The sequence below is a fragment of the Microbulbifer maximicatervae (SeqCode) genome, from assembly GCF_052466985.1.
Genome location: NZ_CP174298.1, coordinates 2,825,307 through 2,845,516, shown reverse-complemented (window position 1 = coordinate 2,845,516; position 20,210 = coordinate 2,825,307). Strand labels below are relative to the sequence as shown.

Below are 20,210 nucleotides of genomic sequence, written 5' to 3'. Positions count from 1 at the left end.
CTACTAGGATGGGGTTCAATGAAATTTAGTCGTTTATTAATAGTAGTTTCTGTTTTGTTTTTATCAAAAAATACATATGCAGGTTGGACGACAGAAGGTGTGGTTGAGCAAGTCATTTCCCACAATGGCTTACACCTAATTCACACAACGATTTCAGATACCACTTGTGCTTCCACTGGTAAATTTTGGTGGCCTGCAGACGATTCTGATGCTAAAGACATGTTGTCTATAGCTTTAGCTGCTTTGATGTCAGGAAAAAAAGTAACGCTGGTGCATGACACTGATACCCCTGACTGTAGACTAGATAATTTCAACAAAGCAACACATATGTCGATTAAGAATTAATTTAAAAAGCAGAGTGGTGGACTCCGTCCGCCACAGATTTGAAACACAGCCAAACCCTCTAGTGTGCCTCCCATGTCTCGGCGCATCGCATTCCATAAGCAGCAAAGCCGCTACCTATGATGATGGTAGCGGCGCTGAGCCTATTGATTGCAAGGTGATCCTTGATCAGGAGATCGACGAGTTCGCAGAGGAGGAGCGGCTGCGGGTGCCGCGTATTGAGTTGAGCCTGCTGGTGAGTGAGGTGGGAGCTTACAACTCTGATGCGGTGATTACGTTGGGTGGTGTGGAGTATAAGGTTCGCAAGCGGCTGGCAGATGATGGGGTGGTTTGGAGGGGGTTGGTGGAAGGGTAATCTAGTTTGATAGTAATGGAGCTTAGGTGATAATTTATTTTTCACTTAGGTTAGCTGTCGTTTATCTGAAAGAAGGATAAATTAGTTACATGTGTTATCTTAATCCTACTTTTGAAAGGGGGATGTCTTGTTGCAAGAAGACCAAACACAGCTTGCCTTAATGGCTTACAGATTACTCCCGGTATTGGCAGGTGCAATCATAGGTATACTTGGTAGTCTTATTGGGACGACCTACGCACAAAGCTTAAAAGACAAACAGGAAAAGCTAAAAAATAAAAAAGAAAAATTAGAAAAATTTGTTTCAGAAACTTATGAAATTGATGTGTGGCTTCAAAAGCTAAGAAACTATCATTTATTTGGTGGAGACGAGGTTCTTGAAATGTCTCCGCTTTCTAAAGTTGAGGCTTTACAGGCTCTATACTTCCCTGAGCTTGGTGAAAGTGTTGAGCAACTTTCGTCCGTAATTCAAGAATATACGATGTGGCTTATCAAGGGAGCCAAACTTAGGGTGAACAGTGAATCTGCCGTCCCGCCTCAAGAGTACTTGAGTGAAATGGCCGATGCTTATTCTCCGGTGATACATGCTACCAAAGAAGTTATCAAAAACGCAGTTGAACTGAGTAAATCGTTTGATAAGCCATCAAAGACAAAACAAAAAAATTAAATGACCTAGTGCAGGGGCAAAAGCCGCCAAAGTAGTCCATCCCGTTTGTATGGCATTGCCCGCTGGAGTATGGTTACAACATAGCTAGAGCACTTAAAAAAACCCTACCAGTTAGCGCTGGTGGGGTTTTTTATTGCCTGCGGAAGCGGGCTGTATAGAAAACCATATATTTGGAGTGATTAACTGGAGATTGGGACAGGGGTAGCCTAACCCCAGGCTGAGAGCTTGACAGCTCCGTGCGGGTTGGTGGACACTGAGAGAACTAGAACATTCTCAGCGGTTACCGCACCCGACAGCCTCGCGGTTTTTTTGTGCCTGCAATTTGGCACGCCTAGCTTTTATAGCCGGGTCGAGAGGCGTAATACAAGACCCCTTCTGGGGGAATAGGCCCGGAGCTTCTGAGAAGGCTCTAGTTGAGACCCGGCTGCCAGCTACTAACTGGCAGCCGCTAGGAACTAAAACTTCTCAGGAGGCCCTCCCATGGCCAGTGCCCACGCGATCTTCACACCTAATCACTCCGAACCAGCGCTACAGCCGGCTCATGTCCAGCAGTTGCGCGAATTACAGTATTTAAACCTGGCCCGCCAGCGCATTCTGGAATGGCCCGACTCCCCAGTAAAAACTGCCGCACTCAATGCCCTCTGTGGCGAAGAGGGCGCGGTCCTGGATGGATTGACCTACGCCGCCGAACGTATGGCTGCGAAGCAAAGTACTGAACATTAACCACAGGAAAGTGATTATGAGTAACGTTAATAGCTTGCCGGTAATTGCCGGTGTGGAAATTACAACTGACGCTGAAGGGCGTTTTAACTTGAATGCTTTGCATCAGGCAAGTGGAGAGGGTAGGCATAAGAGTCCCGCTCAGTGGCTGAGGCGAAGTGAAACCAAGGCTTTAATCGCAGAGCTAGAAGACCAAGATGTAAATTTACATCTTGCTCCAATTAGTAAAATCCACGGTGGTATAGCACCGGGAACCTTTGCCCATGAATTACTAGCGGTGGAGTATGCCGGTTGGATCAGTCCTGCCTTCCGTCTCAAGGTTAACCAAACCTTCATTGACTTCAGAAAGGGCAACCTTGGGGTCGCTCCAGAAGTATCGCTTTTATCCCCATCCTTGCCAGAGTTGCAAATTGCAGAGTGCGCTGCCCGGATGTTGCGTATGAGTGATAGCAGTAAGGTCCGTATGCTCAGCACGATCTGTACTGAGAGAGGTGTCAGTGACCGCTTCCTGCCGGACTATGTAGAGGAAGCGCGAGTGAAGGCCCTTAGCGACCTACTAAAGGACTACGAAGTATCGCTTTCGGCCCGCGCCGTCAATCCCATTCTTATGGAGATGGGGTATCTGGAGGAGTTGGGGCGCCGCTCCAGCAAGGGGAGCATCAAGAAGTTCAAATCACTCACTGAGGCTGGATTGCGCTTTGGTAAAAATGAAACCAGCCCCAGGAGCCCCAAGGAGACTCAGCCTTTGTACTACGTCGAGACCTTCCCGGAATTGCTGGATCAGATAAATGCGTGGAAAAGCGCCGCTTGAGTGATAGCAATCTATGCCCAAGGGAGAATTAGGCATGACTAAACTGATTAGATTTCCGGAGAAGGCCAGCAAAGTATCACGCGAACTACTGCGCACAGCAGATGCGGGCGATGGCCGAGATTTTGCGATGTGCTTAATCCTTGAGCGGGTGCGGCCCCGAATGGAGCGGGTAGACATACCGTTGTACTGCGCAGAACATTTGGTGCAATACCTTGATGACGTGAAAGATGAAGAAGAGAAAATTGCCTACGTTGCTGGAATGTTCGATCGGATCTTAGAGGTCTATTCCGATAAGTAGATCGGTGGTTTTACGGCGGCTGTGAGCGTGAATACAACACCACAAGGAAATAGCGCTCGCCCATTTTTCACACTCCGTTGGGCGTTCAGCAGCTGCCGCCTTTTTAAATATTAAGACGAAAATTGAGGCATTTATTCTTGCCAAACTGATGAATAACGAGAGAGTTTCTAACAATGGTGTCTACTATGATCGCTATTTTACTGCGGGGATGTAGAATCTACGCAGCCCCAAAAGGATGTAGCAATCGTATGCAAATGCAACAAACTTCCACTGCGCTTAAAATTGTCTGGTGTTACGGTCTTTAGGGGTTAAGAGATATACAAATGGATCTATTTGTACCGATTGTAGCTGAAGAAAAGCTTCATAAAAATTTTTTATCTGTAATGGTCCCCTTTCGTAAAGCTGAAAGAGACCTCTTAGAGAAATGGGCTGATGGTTTCGAAGATAGAGACGGAAAGTTTGTTGCGGAGTTTCAAACAACCTTCAATTCATCCTTTTGGGAAATTTATCTATATGCAGCTTTCAAAGAGTACGGTCTAAAAATCGACTGGTCGCATCAAACACCTGATTTTTCTATTGTTGGAGGCGACGAGGACTTCATCGTCGAAGCAGTGACTGCCAATGCTGCTGACGGAAAGCCTAACGAATGGGACAAATCATATTCGGCTGAAGAGCTAAAAAACCTGGATATAAAGAAGCTTAATGTTGAAGGTATTATTCGGCTTTCAAATGCAATTTTAGGGAAGGTGAAAAAGTACAATAAATCATATAGTAAATTTCAACATGTTAAAAATAAGCCATTTGTAATAGCAGTGGCTCCATTTGAGCAGCCTCACTTTAATTACCAGTATGATCGCCCAATTAGAGCTTTATTATACGACTACTATGTTGACGAAGAAGCCTACCTATTGGAGCCTGAGAAATTTCCCGACGGACCACCTGGGCTTAAATTGGGTTATGTTGAAAAAGATAATGGGGCTGAGATACCTCTAGGATTTTTTGATAATCCAGATATGGCTGAAGTCAGCGCTGTGCTATTTAGCTGTACAGCCACATGGGGGAAGTTGAGTGCTACGTCAGAGAATGACAAGACAGATACTAGAGTATTATCTATATGGGCTTCATCGCCCAAAGGAGAACCAGAAAAACGGGATTGCCCAGCAAGTGAGCATGAAGAGACCATTCTTGATGGTCTACAAGTTTATCATAACCCGTTTGCTAAAAATCCTTTAGACCCTGAAGTCTTTCGTGCAGAGAGGGTTGTACAACATTATTTTGACATGAATATAGGCGAGTGGGTGTATGAAGGATTTACGGGGGCACTACAAAACAGGCTGGTGATTGCTACACCAAAGGCGTCCTCTAATAGTTCAAGTAACACCGTAACTAGCGCACCTTCTTGAGGGGTTAAAGCTACACCAAAAACACTCTTTATTCTGTCTCATAAGGTCTCTTGAATCGTAGATAACCATCAAAAAGACGTCCAGCAAAAAAATCAACAGTTACCTAAACCCGCACCAGCGGGTTTTTTTATGTCCAAAATTCCTGGAGCGATCCCAATGACCCAACGCATCACCATCCGCGATGCCGCGCTAAACAAACTAAAAACCCTATCCGGCTACACCTTCCCCCCGGCCGGCACCACCGAAGGCATCGAACGGGAAAAGCTGCCGGCCATTCTCGTCGGCTTTGCCACAGAACAAACACAACAGGAGTTCTCTGGCACCACCCGCCAGCTGGATCTTGTCGTGTCGGTGGTGGTGCATAGCCGGGGGGATATCTATGAACTACTGGATCAGGCCTCGGCCGAGGTTGAGAGTGTCCTACAGGACCGAACCCTGGGCGGGGCCTGTGAAATCTTTGCGCTCTCGCAAACGGACTTCGCCCTGGATCAGGACTACCCCCTGGGCGAGGTGCGCCTGACCTACAGCGCCCAATATTCCACTGAATGACGCACCCCTGCGTCGGTATTTCATTTCCACTAAAGCGACTGGAGAACCCCTATGTCCCAATTGGCTCAGGGCACCAATATCTATTTTATCGACCCGGCAGATGATTCTGTGCAGAAAGTTACCGGGGTGAATTCTTTTAACCCCGGCGGCAACCCTGCCGATCAGCTGGATGACACCTCCCTGGAAGACCTGGATAAGAAGTTCAAGCGCGGCCTGCGTACACCGGGGCAGGCTTCTGTGGGCCTCAAGATAGACTCACAGAACGCGGTGCATAAGCGCCTGCATGAACTGTCCCAGGATGACACAGTGGACAGTATCCAGTGGGCGGTGGGCTGGAGCGATGGGTCTGAAGCGCCCACCGTGACAACCGGCGAGTGGACACTGCCGAGCACGCGCACTTGGTTTACCTTCGAGGGTTATGTGGCCGACTTCCCCTTTGATTTCCAGCAGAACACCTTGGTCACGGGTGAAATGTCGATCCAGCGCAGCGGCGGCTCTGCCTGGACGGCTAAATCCTCAAGCTAAGGGGTAAGTTATGGAATTATCTATTGCGTCCCTGCAAGAGCAGGGCAGCTTTTCCGGGGCGCCGGTTAAGCGTTCTATTACCTGGAAGCAGGATAAAGAGGAATTTACGGCAACCGTCTACATTCGCCGCCTGTCCTACTTTAGTGCGGTCAATGATGTGGCCGCGATGCGCGGTGAGGGCAATCTTATTGCCGGGCGGATTGCCGCCTGTGTTGTCGATGCTGAGGGTAAGCCGATATTTACCCCGGCAGATATCACTGGCGAGGCAGACCCGGAGCGCGGTCCGCTCAATGACGGCCTGACCCAGGCACTGCTGCTGGAAATCGGTGCGGTCAATAACCTGGGAAAGGCGAAAAGCTCAGCGAGCTAGATGAACTCTGGCACGAGCTGGTGCTAAACGGCATTGGCGGTTGCACCATCGAAGAGGCCCAGCGGCGGCTGAGCTATCAAGAAGTACAAAGCTGGGCGAAATATCGTGAGCTGCGCGGCTCCCTGCATCCGGGAATGCGCACTGAAAGATCCACGGCATTACTTGCCACCCTCTACGCCAATACCCATCGCGGCAAAGGCGCCCCCGCAAAAATCACAGACTTTATGCCCCATGAGAAGGAGCCGGAAATCTCGCTGGAACAAGCGATGAAGACCTGGCACTAAGGGGCGGTGGATCGCTATGGCAAATAAAAACCTGGGTACATTAACGCTAGACCTGATCGCCAAGGTGGGCGGTTTTGAAAAGGGGTTAGATAAGGCAGGAAAAAAGTCTGATCAGTGGCGTCGACAAGTCAAGAAAAATGCGGAGAAAGTAGCTAAATCTTTCGCAGCGATTTCTGTGGCCTCTGCCGGCGCACTAGTGGTCATGACTTCACGGGTAATCGAGCAATCTGCAGAGATTGAAAACCTCTCTGCGGTGGCCAACACCAGCGCCCTGGAATTCCAGCGCATGTCCTATGCTGCGCAGCGCTACGGCGTTGAGCAGGATAAGGTTGCAGATATCCTCAAGGATACTTCGGATAAGGTCGGTGACTTCCTGCAGACCGGCGCCGGGCCGATGGCGGACTTCTTTGAAAATATCGCCCCGCAAGTGGGAGTCACTGCTGAAGAGTTTCGCGATTTATCGGGCCGTGATGCGCTGGGGCTTTATGTCAGCAGTCTGGAAAAGGCCAATCTTAGCCAGAATGAAATGACCTTCTATATGGAGGCCATTGCCAGTGATGCCACCTTGTTGCTGCCGCTGCTGCGCAACAACGGCAAGGAACTTGGCCGGCTGGGGGATGAGGCCGAAGACGTGGGGGCAGTGCTGTCGGATCTAGATCTGCAGCAACTGGGTGAGATCCGCGAGGATATCGATAAGTTCAAAGGCGCAATGGATGGCCTGGAAAAGGAGATGGTAAAGGGCGCTATTCCAGCCTTGAAAGAGTTTACTGAGCTAGCCTCAGACCCAAATACTACCGAGGCGGTGCGCGATCTCTCTGCAGCTGTTAGCTCTCTGGCAGTTGGCGGTCTCAATTTAACGGTTGAATTTAGCAACTTTGGTAAGCAGTTAGCGGCAAATGCTGCCCTGCTTACCGGGAATCTTACTGAAGCGGATAAATTACAGCAGGAACTGAAGGATATTGATCGAGGGCTAAAAGGTGGCTTTAGCACACCGATTAAGTTTATCGGCAGTACGGATCAAGAATTACTTCAGTTGCGTGAGGAGACACAAGCAAAGCTTGATGCGCTGTATGAAGTCAGTCCAATTAAAGTCAAAACCCAAACAGAGGTCACCATTGAGGGCGAACAACTCGGCGAAGATTCCCTCAACGCGCTCACAGAAGCCGGAAATGAATTATCAAAACTGCAGGCAGCCATCGGCGACCCCTGGGAAACCTTCTCGGATGTATTGGGGGATATCGAAGGCGAACTGGAGAAAGAGGCGGAGCAGCGCGAGCGAATGCTGCGCGCGCAGCAGGCTTTTAATTCTCTGGTTTCAGACCTGCAAACCGATGAAGAGCGCAATCTATCGTTACTGCGCGAGCGCCTGGATATCCTTGAAGCGGTAAAAGATATCACCGATGAACAGCGCCAGCAGACGCTAGGCCGTATCGCCGACGCCGCCACTGAAGATTCGCCTGCACTCGGCGGCCTCGATAGTGGCTCCGATATCGAATCCGCGCGCACTGAGCTGGAAGACTGGTATTCCACCCAGCTCGATATGCTGGAGCAATTCCGCAGCGAGCGCGCCGACCTCAATGCCACCTGGGATGAGGAAGAGCTGGCCATTCGCCAGCAGTATGAGGAAAAGCTCACCGAAATTACCCAGGCCAATGAAGACCTGCGCCGACAGCAGCAGCTGGAGGGCTACAACCTGTTGATGTCGGTGGCCTCGGAATACTATTCCGGTATGGAGGGCGAAGAGGCGGCCTATATGCGCGCAGCGCTCGCTATCGGTCAAACCCTGCTGGATGAGAAAAAGCGCAATGCACTAACCAGTATTATTGCCAACACCAATGACGCGGCCATGGGTGCTTATAACGCGATGGCTTCTATTCCCTATGTGGGCCCGGTACTGGGCGCAGCAGCAGCCGGTGCCGTGTATGTCACCGGCGGCCTGGCTGCGGCAAAGCTTACCGGCATGGCTCATGACGGCCTTGATGCGGTACCTGAAACCGGCACCTGGCTGCTGGAAAAAGGTGAGCGGGTCACCACCTCAGAAACCAGTGCAAAACTGGATCGCACCCTGGCGATGATTCAAGCGGATATGCACGGCGGTGGCCGTGGTGGTAGCTCGGGTGGAGCTGCACCCTTCACCCAGAATATTAGCGTTTCCGGCAAGTTGGATAATCGCACTACAAAACAATTAGCTCGCGAGAGTACCCGCCAGCAACGTATTAACCGCAGGAGGCTCGGCTCTTAATGTTTAATGAAAGTCGATTGCTGGAGCGCGTGGCCTATGGTTCGGAATATGGCCACCGCTACAAAACGGATATTCGCGAATTGCGCAACGGGGTAGAGCGCCGCAATGCGGAGTGGGAGCGCCCACTGGGCCAGTATTCGGTGATATTTAAAAACCTGGATTATGAAGATCACCAAATTGTCGTTGCCGCGCACCACGCCTGTGCCGGTGCCCTGGTAGGATTTCGCTTTAAGGACGCCAGTGATTTTTTTGCAGACGGTGAGGTGATCGGTTACGGCAGCGGCAGTACCGAAACTTACCAGCTGGTAAAGAGCTATTTGTTTGGATCGCTGTCTTATCAGCGTGAGATTGTTAAACCGGTCACTGGCACGGTAAAAATTTTTGTCGATGGCCAAGAGGTGGCCGCTGCAATTGATTACACCACGGGCCAAGTGGAGCTCAGTGCGACTGCCGGTGCAGAAATTACCTGGCAAGGTGAGTTCGATGTGCCGGTGCGCTTTGAGGATGATGTCAGCTTTAGTATTGAAAATCGCAATAGGGGCCAGCCGGTGTGTAGCGGCAGTGTTGAGCTGCTGGAGATTCGCTTGTGAGGTACATTCCCGGCGCACTGCAAGCCCACTACGACAGCGGCGTCACTACTACTTGCCGCCTATTAAAAATCACCCTCACTGATGGCCGCGCATTTGGTGCCACTACGTTAGACCGCAATGTCGAATACAACGGAATTACCTATTACGCCCAGAACGGCTTCGACCCCAGTGTGATTGCCAGCGATACGTCATTCGATGTGGACAATGCCGAGGGTTATTCCCTGTACTCCACCGACGTACCCGGCATCACCGTCGAGATGGCCGAGCGCGGTGAGCTGGATAATGCGGAGTGGGTGATGTACGAGGTTAATTACCGCGATTTATCCATGGGCGCTATCGAGCTGGACGGCGGTGATATTGGTGAGGTAAAGACCGTTCGCAACACGGTATTTATTCCTGAGCTGCTGAGCTACATGATGCGGTTGCGCCAGTCTGTCGGCCATGTGGATTCCGTCACCTGCCGGGCTATTTTCGGTACCGATGCGAATTCGCAAACCGGCTGTGGTGTGAATGCGGATGCGCTGTGGCAATCGGCTACGGTCACCGCCGTTAATAGCGACGAACCCAAAGTCACCTATCTGGTAGATGATATTGCCTCACTGTCTACGGCGGCCAACCGCTGGCGAGTGCGCTGGAAATCCGGTGATAACGTCTCCTCGCGCCTCTATCAGATCGAGGCCGTGGATACCGCCAGCGGCCAGATCACCCAGATCGAACCCCTGCCGTTTGCCGTGCAACCCGGTGATGAGTTGGAAATTCGCGAAGACTGCGACAAACAGTTTTCCACCTGTAAATACCACGGCAACGAGCTGGATTTTAAAGGCGAGAATCTAATCCCTATCGGCCAAGCCTCCGATACGCCCGGCGCTGGAGTGCCTGGCGATACCGCCTGGCCGGGTATCAACGACGGGCCGGTGCCGGTATAGATCCTATGAATCCACAAAGACAAGCGACACTGGCCCACGCGCGGGGCCTGGTGGCTAAGGGTGTGCGCTGGCGCCATCGGGGCCGCACCGAATGGGCGATCGATTGCGTGGGCCTGATTGTGCTCAGTCTGCGCGCTGCCGGTGTCGATATCGAAGATGAAAAGCACTACGGCCGCGAACCCTGGAAAGATGGCCTGCGGCAAAAAATGCAGCGGCGTTTTGGCAATCCGGTGGCGGAACCCCTATGGCAACCGGGGGATATTGCGATATTTAAATCGCCGCAAAAAACCGACCCGAGTCACGTGGGTTTTTTAGGGGATTATCCCCACGGCGGATTTACCTTAATCCATGCTCACGCCGATCAAGACTGCCGCGAACATATTTTAGATAAGCGCTGGCGCCGCCTACTGGTGGAGGTGTATTCCCCATGGGTAACTTAATTTTTGGTACTACGACGATTGAAGGCCGCACCTTTGACGATATCAAAGTGCAGACCTCCAAAGCCGGCGTACCGCGCCCGATTATTTTTGGCAAGGTGCTGCCGGTTATCGGCAATATTATCGCCACCACCGCGCCCAAGATTGTTAAGAAAAAAGAAAAACAAAAATCCGGCAAGGGCGGCGGCTCGACAGAAGTTGTCAACGAGGAGGTTTACCGCACCTACGCCATAAGAATTTGCGAGGGGCCTATCACCGGTATCTCTCGCGTCTGGCGCAACAATGAATTGGTGTACGACCGCGATAGTACCGACAGTACCCAGATAGTGAATAACTACGCGTTTCTGCAAATTGCGGAGTTCTTCCTGGGTGACTGGGATCAGATGCCCAGCGCAGTGATGCAATCCGCCTTTGGGGTCAGTGAGGTACACGCCTATCGCGGCACCTGTTACATGGTGATCGACAACGAAAACCTCACCAGCACCGGCGGTGCCATTCCCCAATTTGCGTTCGAGGTGGAGCGGGCTGAGGGTTACACGCTGACCAGCAGGCCCTATGCGCTGGAAGGCAGTGACAGTTTTACGGCGGGATACAGCCGATTTGATGCCCAGGCTATGGGCGCAACCGTTGAGGCCATGGCCCCTAGCTATAGCGGCTTTTTCGCTGAGCTGCGGGCGGTAAGAAAAGACAGCGGCGAATATCAAGAGGCCCTGGCCCCGGCCTATAGCGGGCTCAGTTTTGAACTAAAAACCCTAGCCCGTAACTACGCCGAAAACCCGGAGAGTATGGCCCCGGCCTACAGCGGATTTAGTTTTGAATTAAAAACCGTTGCCCGCTTTTACAGTGAAGACCCTGAATCAATTATCCCGGCCTATGCCGGGTTTAGTGCCGAATTGGAGAGCGTATGACCCCCAATATTCCCATTGCATTTGCCGGTCGCTTTAAAGTGGAGAAGCGCCGGCCCGGCGGCAAGCTGGTATCAGCGGCAGGCTGGCAAAATAATCTGATTTTAGATAACGGCCTGGAGATGTTCGGCACCCTCACATCGGGCAGCATTCTGTCCTACTGCCAGGTGGGTTCTGGTACTGCTACGCCGTCCGTGAATGACACAACCCTGACTGGCTATCTGGCCACGTCGACAGATCTCGACCAAACAGAGGGATATACCACAACGCCAGGGGATCGCTATTTATGGGTGCGACGAGTGTATGAGTTCAGCGCGGGAACGGCCACAGGTAATATCTCCGAGTTTGGTATTTCTCCAAACACTTCCGGCAACCTATTTTCCCGCGCCTTAATCAAAGATGAGCAGGGCAATCCCACCACGGTATCGATTCAGGCGGATGAAATTTTGGTAGTGACTTATGAGCTGCGTATGTATAAACCGGAGGTCGATGCGGTGGGCTCCAGCAATGGGTATAGCTATACCGCCCGCGCCGCCTATGTGGACACGCCCAGCGAATGGGCTATGCCAACGGGTGAACTGGTATTCCCGGAACAAAATTTCTCCTCTTACGCCTACTCTGGAGGCATCGGTAGTATCACCAGTATCCCCGGGGGCGATGATTCTGAAGAGGCAGCCAGAACGAATATTTTTACCGATGACTATGTGCCGGGTTCCCACCAGCGCAGCGGCGGTGTGGTGTTTGAAATCAGTGAAGCCAATTTCGATATTCGGTCATTTAAGTTCGATTTTGGCACTATGTCCTTTCAGGTGGAAATAGACCCGCCTATCTCAAAAACCAGCGATCAGGAATTGACTGTCAGGCACACGGTTAGTTGGGGTCGGGTCTGAGATGGCGCTGCCCGATAATACGCTATCGACACAAATCGATAGCGCCCCCTTTACCGGCGCCGCCCAACTGCCGGTGCGCTCGCTGATTGACTACGAGAGCGGCGGTATTGCGATTCAAGATCCGTCAGAAGGGCTGCTGTATCAGACCTGGCGGGCGCGTATCTTAAATGACGGCACTGAAATTGTGCTGGATGCGCGTGAGGTGCCGGCATTCACGGCTATCACCGGCAGTAATATTAGCGAAGTGAGTCTGGCGTTCGACCAGAATATGCACCCGGTGCTGGCCTATGTCGAAGCGGGCCTAGCCAAACTGTATTGGTATGACACCGCTCAGGGAATGCAGGTCACTGACGAGTGGCCCGGCGTAGTTACCCCGCGTGTCACCATGGACGATAAGCGGCCTCTGCAATCCACAAAGAGTGATGTGATTTTTGCCTATTTAAAATCGGGGAACCTCTACTGTCGGCAGCAGCGCGACCGCTATCAAACCGAATACCTCTTACAGGAAAGCGTGAATCGTTCCGGGCTGATTAAAGTCAGCATGAATCGCCATTTTAGGCTGCAATTTTTATTAAAACCCTAGGCTCTCTATGTCTTCTGCATATCCCCTCTACGCCGTCGTGGCTGAGATCTGCGAGCGCGCCGGCGTGCCCTTCGATAAATTCGACACCACTCTGCTAGAAGGCTATGTGCAGGGGATGCAGATCACCAACGAATCCCCGGCATTCGAGCATATCCAAGAGCTGGCCAAGGTGTATTTTTTTGATCCGGTTAATCGCAGCGGCACGGTAAGTTTTGTTCCGCGCGGCGGTGAACCGGTAATGGAAATCGGCGACAACGATTTAATCGGTGATAGCGACGACGAAAAAACCCGCCGCTCCCCCGAGGAAATCGTGCAGGTGTTAAACCTGAATTACTACGACTCTGTCGGCGGTATCGATACCTGCAAACAAACCTCAGACCGCAGTATCGACACTCGCGGCGAAGGGGAAAAAAGTATTGAAACCCCCGTGGTACTGGAAACCGATCAGGCCGCGCAGATCGCTGTCATCATGCATAAAGTAATGATCGAAGAGCAGCGCGGCGAGTTTGATATTACTTTACCCCGCAATTACCTGGGGCTCACCGCTGGTGATGTGGTGCTGTATCAGGGCGACCGCCTTCGCATCGACGAAGTGAATATTGATCGGGGCGAGCAAAAATACAAACTGATCCACGACCGCAAAAGCGCCTACCAAAGTCAGGCCCTAGGCGTGGCCCCCATGGCCACACCGGACCCAGTGCCGCTAGTGGCCGGCGCCACCTATATCGAATTTATCGACGCGCCAATACTGTCCAGCGGCGACGATACCCAGCTGGGCTATTACATCGCTATCGCCGGCAGCAACAGCGCCTGGAGCGGTGCCACTGTTGCACTGTCTTTAGATAGTGGAGAGAACTATAGCGAGTCCGATACCACGGACGTGGAAGCGGTTATGGGTGAGTTGGTTACTGCGCTCGGTACGCATAAACGCGAGATCCCCGACACCCACAACCGCGTGCAAATCCAACTCTACGACGACGGCGATGCGCTCGAGTATCGCACCCTGGCGCAGCTGCTCAACCGGCAGAACCGGGCGCTGATCGGTAATGAAATAGTGAGCTTTGGCGAGGCTGACGAGATCAGTCCCGGCCTATGGGAAATTGGCTACCTGCTGCGCGGGCGCCTGGGAACCGAAATCACCCAGCACTCAGCGGGTACCCGCTTTGTCCTGCTGGATCGCAACACGCTCAACTATATCCCCACCGAGCGCTACAACCTGAACCAACTACTCACCTTCCGTGCCACCAGTAGTGGCAGCGGCGAAGAGACCACCACCGCCGCCACCTACACCGGCGCCAGCCATATTGAGCCAGCACCCAGCAGCCTGCGCGCCTACCGCAGCGGCGGCCAGCTCACCATCGAATGGGTTGGGGTGGGGTGCTTAGGTGGCCGCGCTGCCTACGATCAAAGCCAGTTCTTTACCGGCTACCGGGTAACGGTGAACGGCGATAGCACCGATACCACCGCTACCACACTAACAATCACCGACCCAGGCACCGCCACCATCCAAGTGAGCCAAATCAACAGCATTACCGGCGCCGGCCCGGCTGCAGAGATCACGGTATAAACAGGACCAAAGGACCATGAGCAACACACCCAACAACGCCATACCCTACGCCGCTGAAGGCACCCTGGACCCAGCCGCGAGCCTCAACCAAGCCTTGGATACCATCGACGCGCTTCTGCAGATTGAAGTGTTGGGAATCCAAAACGATCCCCCCAGCTCCCCCAGCGATGGCGACCGCTATATAGTTGCCGCCGGTAGCAATGAGTGGGCAAGCCAAAACGGCCAGCTGACCCGCTATGTGGCAGACCCCGGCTACTGGCAATTCTTCCCCGCCAAGGTCGCACTGAATCAAGCGGACGGCCTGTTATATATCAATGGCAGCAGTGGCTGGCAGGTAGCCAACCGCCCGGCGACTTTGCCGCAGATTACTGGGGATACATCGACGGATTTGGCTGGGGTGGTGGGGCAGATGTTGGGGGCTTTGGATGGGGTATATTGGGATAGCCGCGTTACTTAATGGCAGCGATGTTCTTTAGGTGGGTTTAAGTTTCGATCTTCTCTTATGGTACAGTGTCTTAATTAAATCTATTTCTAACTGAAATACTAAAAGCTTATATCCAGGACTTAAGTATTAAGTAGTAACTGGCTTGTTCGATAGAGAGATCGTAATGCCCAAAGACAAGATTAGTCAGGCGGAATATGATGTTTTGTTTGCTGGGGAAAAAAAAGAAAAAGCATTAACACATGCTTTAGATATTCGTAAATTTGAGACAGAGCTGTATTGGAAAAGGGCAACCTATTTCTGGACATTTATTGGTGTAATATTTGCTGGATATGTTGCAGTTCAATCGTTAAATTCTGACTTGAAGCGAGAGCTAGGAGTGATTCTATCCTGTTTGGGTTTTGTCTTCTCTAATGCATGGTATTGTGTCAATCGAGGGAGCAAGCACTGGCAAGAAAATTGGGAGAAACACGTTGAGCTATTAGAAGATGATGTAATGGGGCCGCTCTACAAGACTGTATTAACTCGAAGAGAGGTGATGAGTTGGAGGTCGATTTTTCATTCATATGTTTCATTAAAGCAGTTTGCTGAAGATTGCTACTATAAATTCTCTCACCTTATAACGGGGCCCTCACAGTTTTCAGTCTCCAAAATCAATCAGATAATTAGTTTATATATTGGGGTGGTGTGGCTTTATTTGATATATCACGCGCTACCAGAGTTTGAGCAGTTGAGAGATTTTAAAGCACTATATTTTGTTGTGGTTGGGGGGAGTGTGGTCGCGAGCTTGGTGCTCTTTTTGTTTGGAGGTAGGTGGAAAGGTGGCTTTTGGCATGGTGCGGAGAAACGAACAGCAAAGATAAATAATTAAATAAGAGCTTTTATTTATTTGAATGATATAAGTTGTAAGATGTTTGTCTAATATAAAAAAATAAGGGGTTGGTATGTTGTTTAATTATAAGTTGATACTAAGTTTCGCTTTGTTAGTGTTAGCCTCAATAGCGAATGCAAATGAAGAGAATGTCGCTAGAGAGCTTGCTTCGGCTATCCGAGAAGATATGATTGTAAATTATTCCTGCCAGGAATATTTAGGTGGTCTTGCTCGCTATAGACAGTCAAAGAGATCAGCAATTTCTATAGTCTCAAAAATTACCGGAGATAGAAATCAGGCTGTGCTGAGCACTAATGAAATAGAAAAATATCTACGAGCTTCTTCTGCACAAGAGGATCTTAGAAATAAATTTAATGAACTTAATCTAGAGTATTCTGATCGAGTTAAGACTTGTCAGGACGTAGTTGCAGAGCACTATGATAGAGTTCAAGTTTTAATGGCAAAACTTGAGATGCTGTAAACTTAAGAAAAGCTAGGGTAAAGAAAGCCTCTGGCTCAGCAAGGTTTGTATGCGTTTACTTTCTATATTTTTCATAATGACCACTTTATATGGATGTTATGAAAAGACCCACACTAAAAATTACGATCGTCAACAATGGCTTCCCCGTTGGTCCGATACTGACGGTGACTGTCAGAACACCCGCCAGGAGCTATTGATTCGCCTCTCCTTAGCTCCGGTTACCTTCAGTAACGAGGGTTCTTGTACTGTCGTATCAGGCTTATGGATGGACCCCTACACTGGTCAGTTCTTCGATAAAGCTTCAGACTTGGATGTCGAGCATATAGTCCCACTCGCCTGGGCCCACAAGAACGGTGGTGCCAACTGGACACGAGAACAGCGCCGCACCTTCGCGGAAGACCCGGCCAATCTTTGGCTGGTGGATGACGGCCACAACCAAAGCAAAGGGGCTAAAGGCCCCGATGAATGGTTGCCGCCATATCAACCCGCTCACACTATCTATAAGCGACAGTTTGAGATGGTAGCCGGCAAATATAGGCTGATGTGATGTAAGTAAAATAGGCTCTTTTTTTGTTACATTCTCATATCTGGGTCCGAAGTATTTTGCTCTTGTTGCTCTTGTTGCTCTTGTTGCTCTTGTTGCTCTTGCCAATCTTGCAGCTTTTGTAGCTCTTGCTCGTGTTGTAGTTGTTGTAGTTGTTGTAGTTGTTGTTTTTGCAAAAGGCTTTCATATTTCGCAAGCGCAGCGGCTTTGCTTTCGCTGGTGAAAATCAAACCAGCAGATGTTCTGACTTCATAAACGGTGGTCACAATGCCAGCGCCATCAACGTCTATGACTTCAGTGAGAGTGAGGTCGCCTGCACTTAGCATGCTATTGTCTATTTGCATTTCAATTTATCCTTTTGCTTTATAGGTATCAACGTCTACATATTGACTCTCTACTGGTTCTTTAATTCAACAGGTCGTTCGCGAGGATTAATTTTTCCCTGAGTAATTCTTTTAGTCGAGTAAAAGGGTCGAGAGACATGCAATCAGTGAACAGCAGTTGCGCGGCACAGTCCACCGGTTGAGGAGGTGGGACAATGCCAGATTTCAGCCTAATCTGGATAAAACCAAAATACGCGCAGCAATTGGATATGCTGTTGATCAGCTTCCGAAAGGAAGTGGGGTTTAAATTAACGCCGACTTTTCCATAGCTGGTAAGTGCTCTCTATTACCCGGTGGATATGCTTGCGAAAACTCTCTGGCAGTTGCGAATAGAGCCGCGCAATAAAAGGCGGAAACGGGATTTGCGCAAAGTGGTGCAGGTTCTCCACCCCGTACACCTCCGCCAAAGTAATCCCCACCGCCTCACACCACACCGGCAGCAGGTCCGCCGGAATTCTTTGTACGCCTGTTTCCATTTTCGAAATTTGAGATGACACAAGCCCCAGCTGCCTTGCCAGCTGTGCAACCGTCATCCTCTCCCGTTTCCGTGCGTTGCGCAGGCGATCGCCTAGTGATCCGGCCTCAAACATCGAGCCGCGTTATACACCCTCATAAAATCAAAGTATTTCGAAAATCGAAACATTCCCACATTCTACCGTGCTAAATCAGAAAGCTTTCAGCACAACTGTTCATGAAATGTGAATTTGGTAGTAGCGTTTGGCGACTTGTCGTCATAAGGCAGTACAGATAACTGGCGCTAGGTGACACAAGAGAGAGATAGGGCTAGCAGTTAAAAGGAGTTGAGCATGCCTATGAAATCGCAAATGGAGCAATTGCAGCGGGTCGCAAGCCTGTGTGTGGCCCTGGAGTGGGTAACAGCCTACCCAGATTTAGCGGGAAGGGATGCCGTATTAAGGCTAATAGGTGAGGAAGTGAGCACCACTATCCAAGGGGTGATTTATGCGGTAAAAGTCGGTGGAGTACAGAGTGGAACTACTACAAGCCCGCTTAAGCCAGTTGTTCGTGACGGGTAGCGAGTGCAATTGCTATCAGGGCTGAAAGATTGCAGGCGATATAAAAAGTGAGTTGCTTGGCCGTGGCAGGCTAGGGTGGGTAGGTTGGCTATAAAGAGATAGCCAACCTCAGTGCCCTAGGGGACAGGGCAGATCACGGCCTCAGGGCCTGCTTTGATATCAGTCTCTACTTGCATGATGAATCTCCCGACAATTAAAAAAATGGCGTATGACGATACCCAAACTTGAAAGCGGAGACAATTTTTTGGCGGATTTTTTAATAGTGAATCGTACTAAGTAAGGGTGTGGGAACTCGGAATTGAAGAGTTTGAAAGCGCCTGTGGAACTTCATGGCCACACGGACGACTTGTCTTTAATGGGGGCTCGCTAATACACTGTATATAGATACAGTATATTGTTAGAGCACATGAAACTATCCCCTCTATACGGCAGTGGCGTCAGCTGCGGCTTCCCCTCCCCAGCAGATGACCACCAAGAGCCGCCGCTTAGCCTTGATGAGCACCTGATCACCAATTCCGCAGCCACATTCCTGGCCCGCGCCAATGGCGACTCAATGCAAGAGGTGGGTATCTTCGATCGGGACGTACTCATTGTCGATCGCTCCCTCACGCCAGTGAGCGGTGATGTTGTCGTGGTCGCCCTGGATGGCCAGCTAACCTGCAAAATCTTGGACCTAAAGCGAGGGCGGCTATTGTCCGCCAATGGCAGATATAGGCCCATACCTATTTGGGAAGGACAAGAGTTGTTGGTGGAGGGTGTAGTTAAGGCGTCGGTGCGGTATCATCGAGGATAGTTAAGGCCGTTAGATTGGAAAAAGGCAGTTTTCCCTTACAAATCAGCAACTTACATTTTTGTGTGCGGAAGACTGGCAGTGTTGAGGTCAGCGGTTCGATCCCGCTTAGCTCCACCAAATTTCCCTTGTCTATTAAAGGGTGCGAGGAGAGATGGCAAATCTCTTATCCAGAACTCGCAAAATAAAAAAGGGTCTTTTAGGTCCTCTTTTTTGCCTAAAATCCCTATCATGCCTTGCCTTCCAGTCAATCGATTTTTATTCATCGGTGCAATACATGTATCAGCCAACAAAACCGGAGAAAATTGCTCGAGGGATAATGCTAGGCTGTATCCCGGTAACTCTTCTGCTTTTTTCTTATGTGTTTTTAATTGTGGGGTTCGCCAGGGGGGGACCCCAAAGAAGGTATGGAAGAGCTGTTTTTTCCTGACTATGAAGCCATATCCTTTTGTACTTTGTTTGTGGTTTATATCGTGGCTGCGATTTTCGGCTACTTTAAAGGCTGGGAAGGCTATACCAAAATATATTCATTTTTTGCTAAATGGTTAGATATCACTGGTGGATTCAGGTAGGTTCGGGAGCAAGAGTGCTAGTTCCGAAAGATCGTGTACGAAAAATGCATCATAAACAAGGGCAGTAAAATCAGCAGCCTCTGGAGCGACTTATCTCGCCTTCCATTCTGCGTATGCTAATTGGCTCCTACTTTTAGGTAAATGGTACAATAGTTAAGCTGCCGAATCTTTACGTAATTTGGTTCTTACAGATTTTGCTTGCTTGTGCTTCTGGTTCTATGAGAGATGCCAAGATAGTGAATGATAAAAAAGTGATTTTGGTTACCTGTTAGTTCCACTTAGATCATACTTTAAACTTGGCTTTAGCTGCATATAAATACTGTCGAAATTCATAGTCAAACCAGCCTGATATAAACATTCCTGTAAAAATCAGGGGGGAGAAGCTTCTCCGTTTATTGTTGAATTTAGTGACAAAATTGGCCATTTTCAAGGTTGAATCGGTAATTGATGATTTTGTTGAGGGATAATAAAAAAATAATATTGGGCCCTCCATACATAATCGGATAATGTGATATATCTTTATTGACCTGTTCACATCTAGAGTAAACTATATCGATATCAAGTAATTGATTAATTAAGGACCCTCTGATCAACGAAGCATTTTTCCAGAATTAAGCTGAGCTGCTTGAAAA

At 50.0% G+C, this 20,210-nt stretch carries 28 protein-coding genes; 26 read left to right on the top strand and 2 right to left on the bottom strand.

The window, feature by feature from the left end; genetic code table 11:
* Positions 1 to 18 precede the first annotated feature (18 nt).
* From ACJJI3_RS12545 to ACJJI3_RS12435, 23 genes are all read left to right on the top strand, one after another.
* Complete coding sequence (locus tag ACJJI3_RS12545) at positions 19 to 345, top strand: hypothetical protein (RefSeq protein ID WP_444939937.1); 327 nt, start codon at positions 19 to 21, stop codon at positions 343 to 345.
* A 61-nt stretch (positions 346 to 406) separates the two neighbouring features.
* Positions 407 to 697: a head-tail joining protein gene (locus ACJJI3_RS12540; RefSeq protein WP_444939936.1), complete on the top strand. Its 291-nt coding sequence runs from the start codon at positions 407 to 409 to the stop codon at positions 695 to 697.
* Between the two features lie 127 nt (positions 698 to 824).
* Positions 825 to 1,361, top strand: coding sequence for a hypothetical protein (locus tag ACJJI3_RS12535; RefSeq protein WP_444939935.1), 537 nt, complete (start codon positions 825 to 827; stop codon positions 1,359 to 1,361).
* A 480-nt stretch (positions 1,362 to 1,841) separates the two neighbouring features.
* Positions 1,842 to 2,084 (top strand): hypothetical protein, encoded by a 243-nt coding sequence (locus ACJJI3_RS12530; RefSeq protein ID WP_444939934.1) that lies wholly within the window; start codon positions 1,842 to 1,844, stop codon positions 2,082 to 2,084.
* Positions 2,085 to 2,100: 16 nt separating this feature from the next.
* Positions 2,101 to 2,892: a KilA-N domain-containing protein gene (locus ACJJI3_RS12525; RefSeq protein ID WP_444939933.1), complete on the top strand. Its 792-nt coding sequence runs from the start codon at positions 2,101 to 2,103 to the stop codon at positions 2,890 to 2,892.
* A gap of 34 nt (positions 2,893 to 2,926) precedes the next feature.
* The gene (locus ACJJI3_RS12520; RefSeq protein ID WP_444939932.1) at positions 2,927 to 3,190 is read left to right on the top strand and encodes a hypothetical protein; all 264 of its coding nucleotides are present in this window, start codon (positions 2,927 to 2,929) and stop codon (positions 3,188 to 3,190) included.
* Positions 3,191 to 3,513: 323 nt separating this feature from the next.
* Entirely contained in the window at positions 3,514 to 4,593 is a 1,080-nt protein-coding gene (locus ACJJI3_RS12515) for a hypothetical protein (RefSeq protein ID WP_444939931.1), read from the top strand.
* Positions 4,594 to 4,749: 156 nt separating this feature from the next.
* Entirely contained in the window at positions 4,750 to 5,142 is a 393-nt protein-coding gene (locus ACJJI3_RS12510; RefSeq protein ID WP_444939930.1) for a hypothetical protein, read from the top strand.
* Between the two features lie 51 nt (positions 5,143 to 5,193).
* The gene (locus ACJJI3_RS12505; RefSeq protein WP_444931509.1) at positions 5,194 to 5,667 is read left to right on the top strand and encodes a phage tail tube protein; all 474 of its coding nucleotides are present in this window, start codon (positions 5,194 to 5,196) and stop codon (positions 5,665 to 5,667) included.
* Between the two features lie 10 nt (positions 5,668 to 5,677).
* Positions 5,678 to 6,037: a phage tail assembly chaperone family protein, TAC gene (locus tag ACJJI3_RS12500; protein WP_444939929.1), complete on the top strand. Its 360-nt coding sequence runs from the start codon at positions 5,678 to 5,680 to the stop codon at positions 6,035 to 6,037.
* Positions 6,038 to 6,057: 20 nt separating this feature from the next.
* The gene (locus ACJJI3_RS12495) at positions 6,058 to 6,321 is read left to right on the top strand and encodes a phage tail assembly protein T (protein WP_444919120.1); all 264 of its coding nucleotides are present in this window, start codon (positions 6,058 to 6,060) and stop codon (positions 6,319 to 6,321) included.
* A gap of 16 nt (positions 6,322 to 6,337) precedes the next feature.
* Positions 6,338 to 8,563, top strand: a complete 2,226-nt coding sequence (locus ACJJI3_RS12490; protein ID WP_444939928.1) for a hypothetical protein — start codon at positions 6,338 to 6,340, stop codon at positions 8,561 to 8,563.
* On the top strand, positions 8,563 to 9,153 hold the full coding sequence (locus ACJJI3_RS12485) for a DUF2460 domain-containing protein (protein WP_444939927.1): 591 nt from the start codon (positions 8,563 to 8,565) through the stop codon (positions 9,151 to 9,153). The genes ACJJI3_RS12490 and ACJJI3_RS12485 overlap by 1 nt, the downstream gene beginning before the upstream one ends.
* The gene (locus tag ACJJI3_RS12480; RefSeq protein WP_444939926.1) at positions 9,150 to 10,079 is read left to right on the top strand and encodes a phage/gene transfer agent baseplate hub protein; all 930 of its coding nucleotides are present in this window, start codon (positions 9,150 to 9,152) and stop codon (positions 10,077 to 10,079) included. The genes ACJJI3_RS12485 and ACJJI3_RS12480 overlap by 4 nt, the downstream gene beginning before the upstream one ends.
* A 5-nt stretch (positions 10,080 to 10,084) precedes the next feature.
* On the top strand, positions 10,085 to 10,519 hold the full coding sequence (locus ACJJI3_RS12475; protein ID WP_444939925.1) for an NlpC/P60 family protein: 435 nt from the start codon (positions 10,085 to 10,087) through the stop codon (positions 10,517 to 10,519).
* Positions 10,507 to 11,424, top strand: a complete 918-nt coding sequence (locus ACJJI3_RS12470; RefSeq protein ID WP_444939924.1) for a hypothetical protein — start codon at positions 10,507 to 10,509, stop codon at positions 11,422 to 11,424. The genes ACJJI3_RS12475 and ACJJI3_RS12470 overlap by 13 nt, the downstream gene beginning before the upstream one ends.
* Complete coding sequence (locus tag ACJJI3_RS12465) at positions 11,421 to 12,311, top strand: hypothetical protein (protein ID WP_444939923.1); 891 nt, start codon at positions 11,421 to 11,423, stop codon at positions 12,309 to 12,311. Before ACJJI3_RS12470 ends, ACJJI3_RS12465 begins: the two co-directional genes overlap by 4 nt.
* 1 nt (position 12,312) lies before the next feature.
* Complete coding sequence (locus tag ACJJI3_RS12460; protein ID WP_444939922.1) at positions 12,313 to 12,894, top strand: hypothetical protein; 582 nt, start codon at positions 12,313 to 12,315, stop codon at positions 12,892 to 12,894.
* Between the two features lie 7 nt (positions 12,895 to 12,901).
* On the top strand, positions 12,902 to 14,461 hold the full coding sequence (locus ACJJI3_RS12455; protein ID WP_444939921.1) for a phage tail protein: 1,560 nt from the start codon (positions 12,902 to 12,904) through the stop codon (positions 14,459 to 14,461).
* Positions 14,462 to 14,477: 16 nt separating this feature from the next.
* Positions 14,478 to 14,918 (top strand): DUF2793 domain-containing protein, encoded by a 441-nt coding sequence (locus ACJJI3_RS12450; RefSeq protein ID WP_444939920.1) that lies wholly within the window; start codon positions 14,478 to 14,480, stop codon positions 14,916 to 14,918.
* 151 nt (positions 14,919 to 15,069) lie between these two features.
* Positions 15,070 to 15,774, top strand: coding sequence for a RipA family octameric membrane protein (locus ACJJI3_RS12445; protein ID WP_444939919.1), 705 nt, complete (start codon positions 15,070 to 15,072; stop codon positions 15,772 to 15,774).
* A 73-nt stretch (positions 15,775 to 15,847) separates the two neighbouring features.
* The gene (locus tag ACJJI3_RS12440) at positions 15,848 to 16,255 is read left to right on the top strand and encodes a hypothetical protein (protein WP_444939918.1); all 408 of its coding nucleotides are present in this window, start codon (positions 15,848 to 15,850) and stop codon (positions 16,253 to 16,255) included.
* A gap of 49 nt (positions 16,256 to 16,304) precedes the next feature.
* Positions 16,305 to 16,802, top strand: coding sequence for a GmrSD restriction endonuclease domain-containing protein (locus ACJJI3_RS12435; RefSeq protein ID WP_444939917.1), 498 nt, complete (start codon positions 16,305 to 16,307; stop codon positions 16,800 to 16,802).
* 26 nt (positions 16,803 to 16,828) lie between these two features.
* Here the strand turns inward: ACJJI3_RS12435 and ACJJI3_RS12430 are convergent, their stop codons facing one another.
* Positions 16,829 to 17,143 (bottom strand): hypothetical protein, encoded by a 315-nt coding sequence (locus ACJJI3_RS12430; protein ID WP_444939916.1) that lies wholly within the window; start codon positions 17,141 to 17,143, stop codon positions 16,829 to 16,831.
* Positions 17,144 to 17,430: 287 nt separating this feature from the next.
* Positions 17,431 to 17,772, bottom strand: a complete 342-nt coding sequence (locus tag ACJJI3_RS12425; RefSeq protein ID WP_444939915.1) for a helix-turn-helix domain-containing protein — start codon at positions 17,770 to 17,772, stop codon at positions 17,431 to 17,433.
* Positions 17,773 to 17,988: 216 nt separating this feature from the next.
* On the opposite strand from ACJJI3_RS12425, the gene ACJJI3_RS12420 reads away from it, so the two are divergent.
* From ACJJI3_RS12420 to ACJJI3_RS12410, 3 genes are all read left to right on the top strand, one after another.
* Complete coding sequence (locus ACJJI3_RS12420; RefSeq protein ID WP_444939914.1) at positions 17,989 to 18,216, top strand: hypothetical protein; 228 nt, start codon at positions 17,989 to 17,991, stop codon at positions 18,214 to 18,216.
* Between the two features lie 406 nt (positions 18,217 to 18,622).
* Positions 18,623 to 19,009 (top strand): LexA family protein, encoded by a 387-nt coding sequence (locus ACJJI3_RS12415; RefSeq protein WP_444939913.1) that lies wholly within the window; start codon positions 18,623 to 18,625, stop codon positions 19,007 to 19,009.
* Between the two features lie 404 nt (positions 19,010 to 19,413).
* Positions 19,414 to 19,578, top strand: a complete 165-nt coding sequence (locus ACJJI3_RS12410) for a hypothetical protein (protein WP_444939912.1) — start codon at positions 19,414 to 19,416, stop codon at positions 19,576 to 19,578.
* The last annotated feature ends 632 nt before the right edge of the window (positions 19,579 to 20,210 follow it).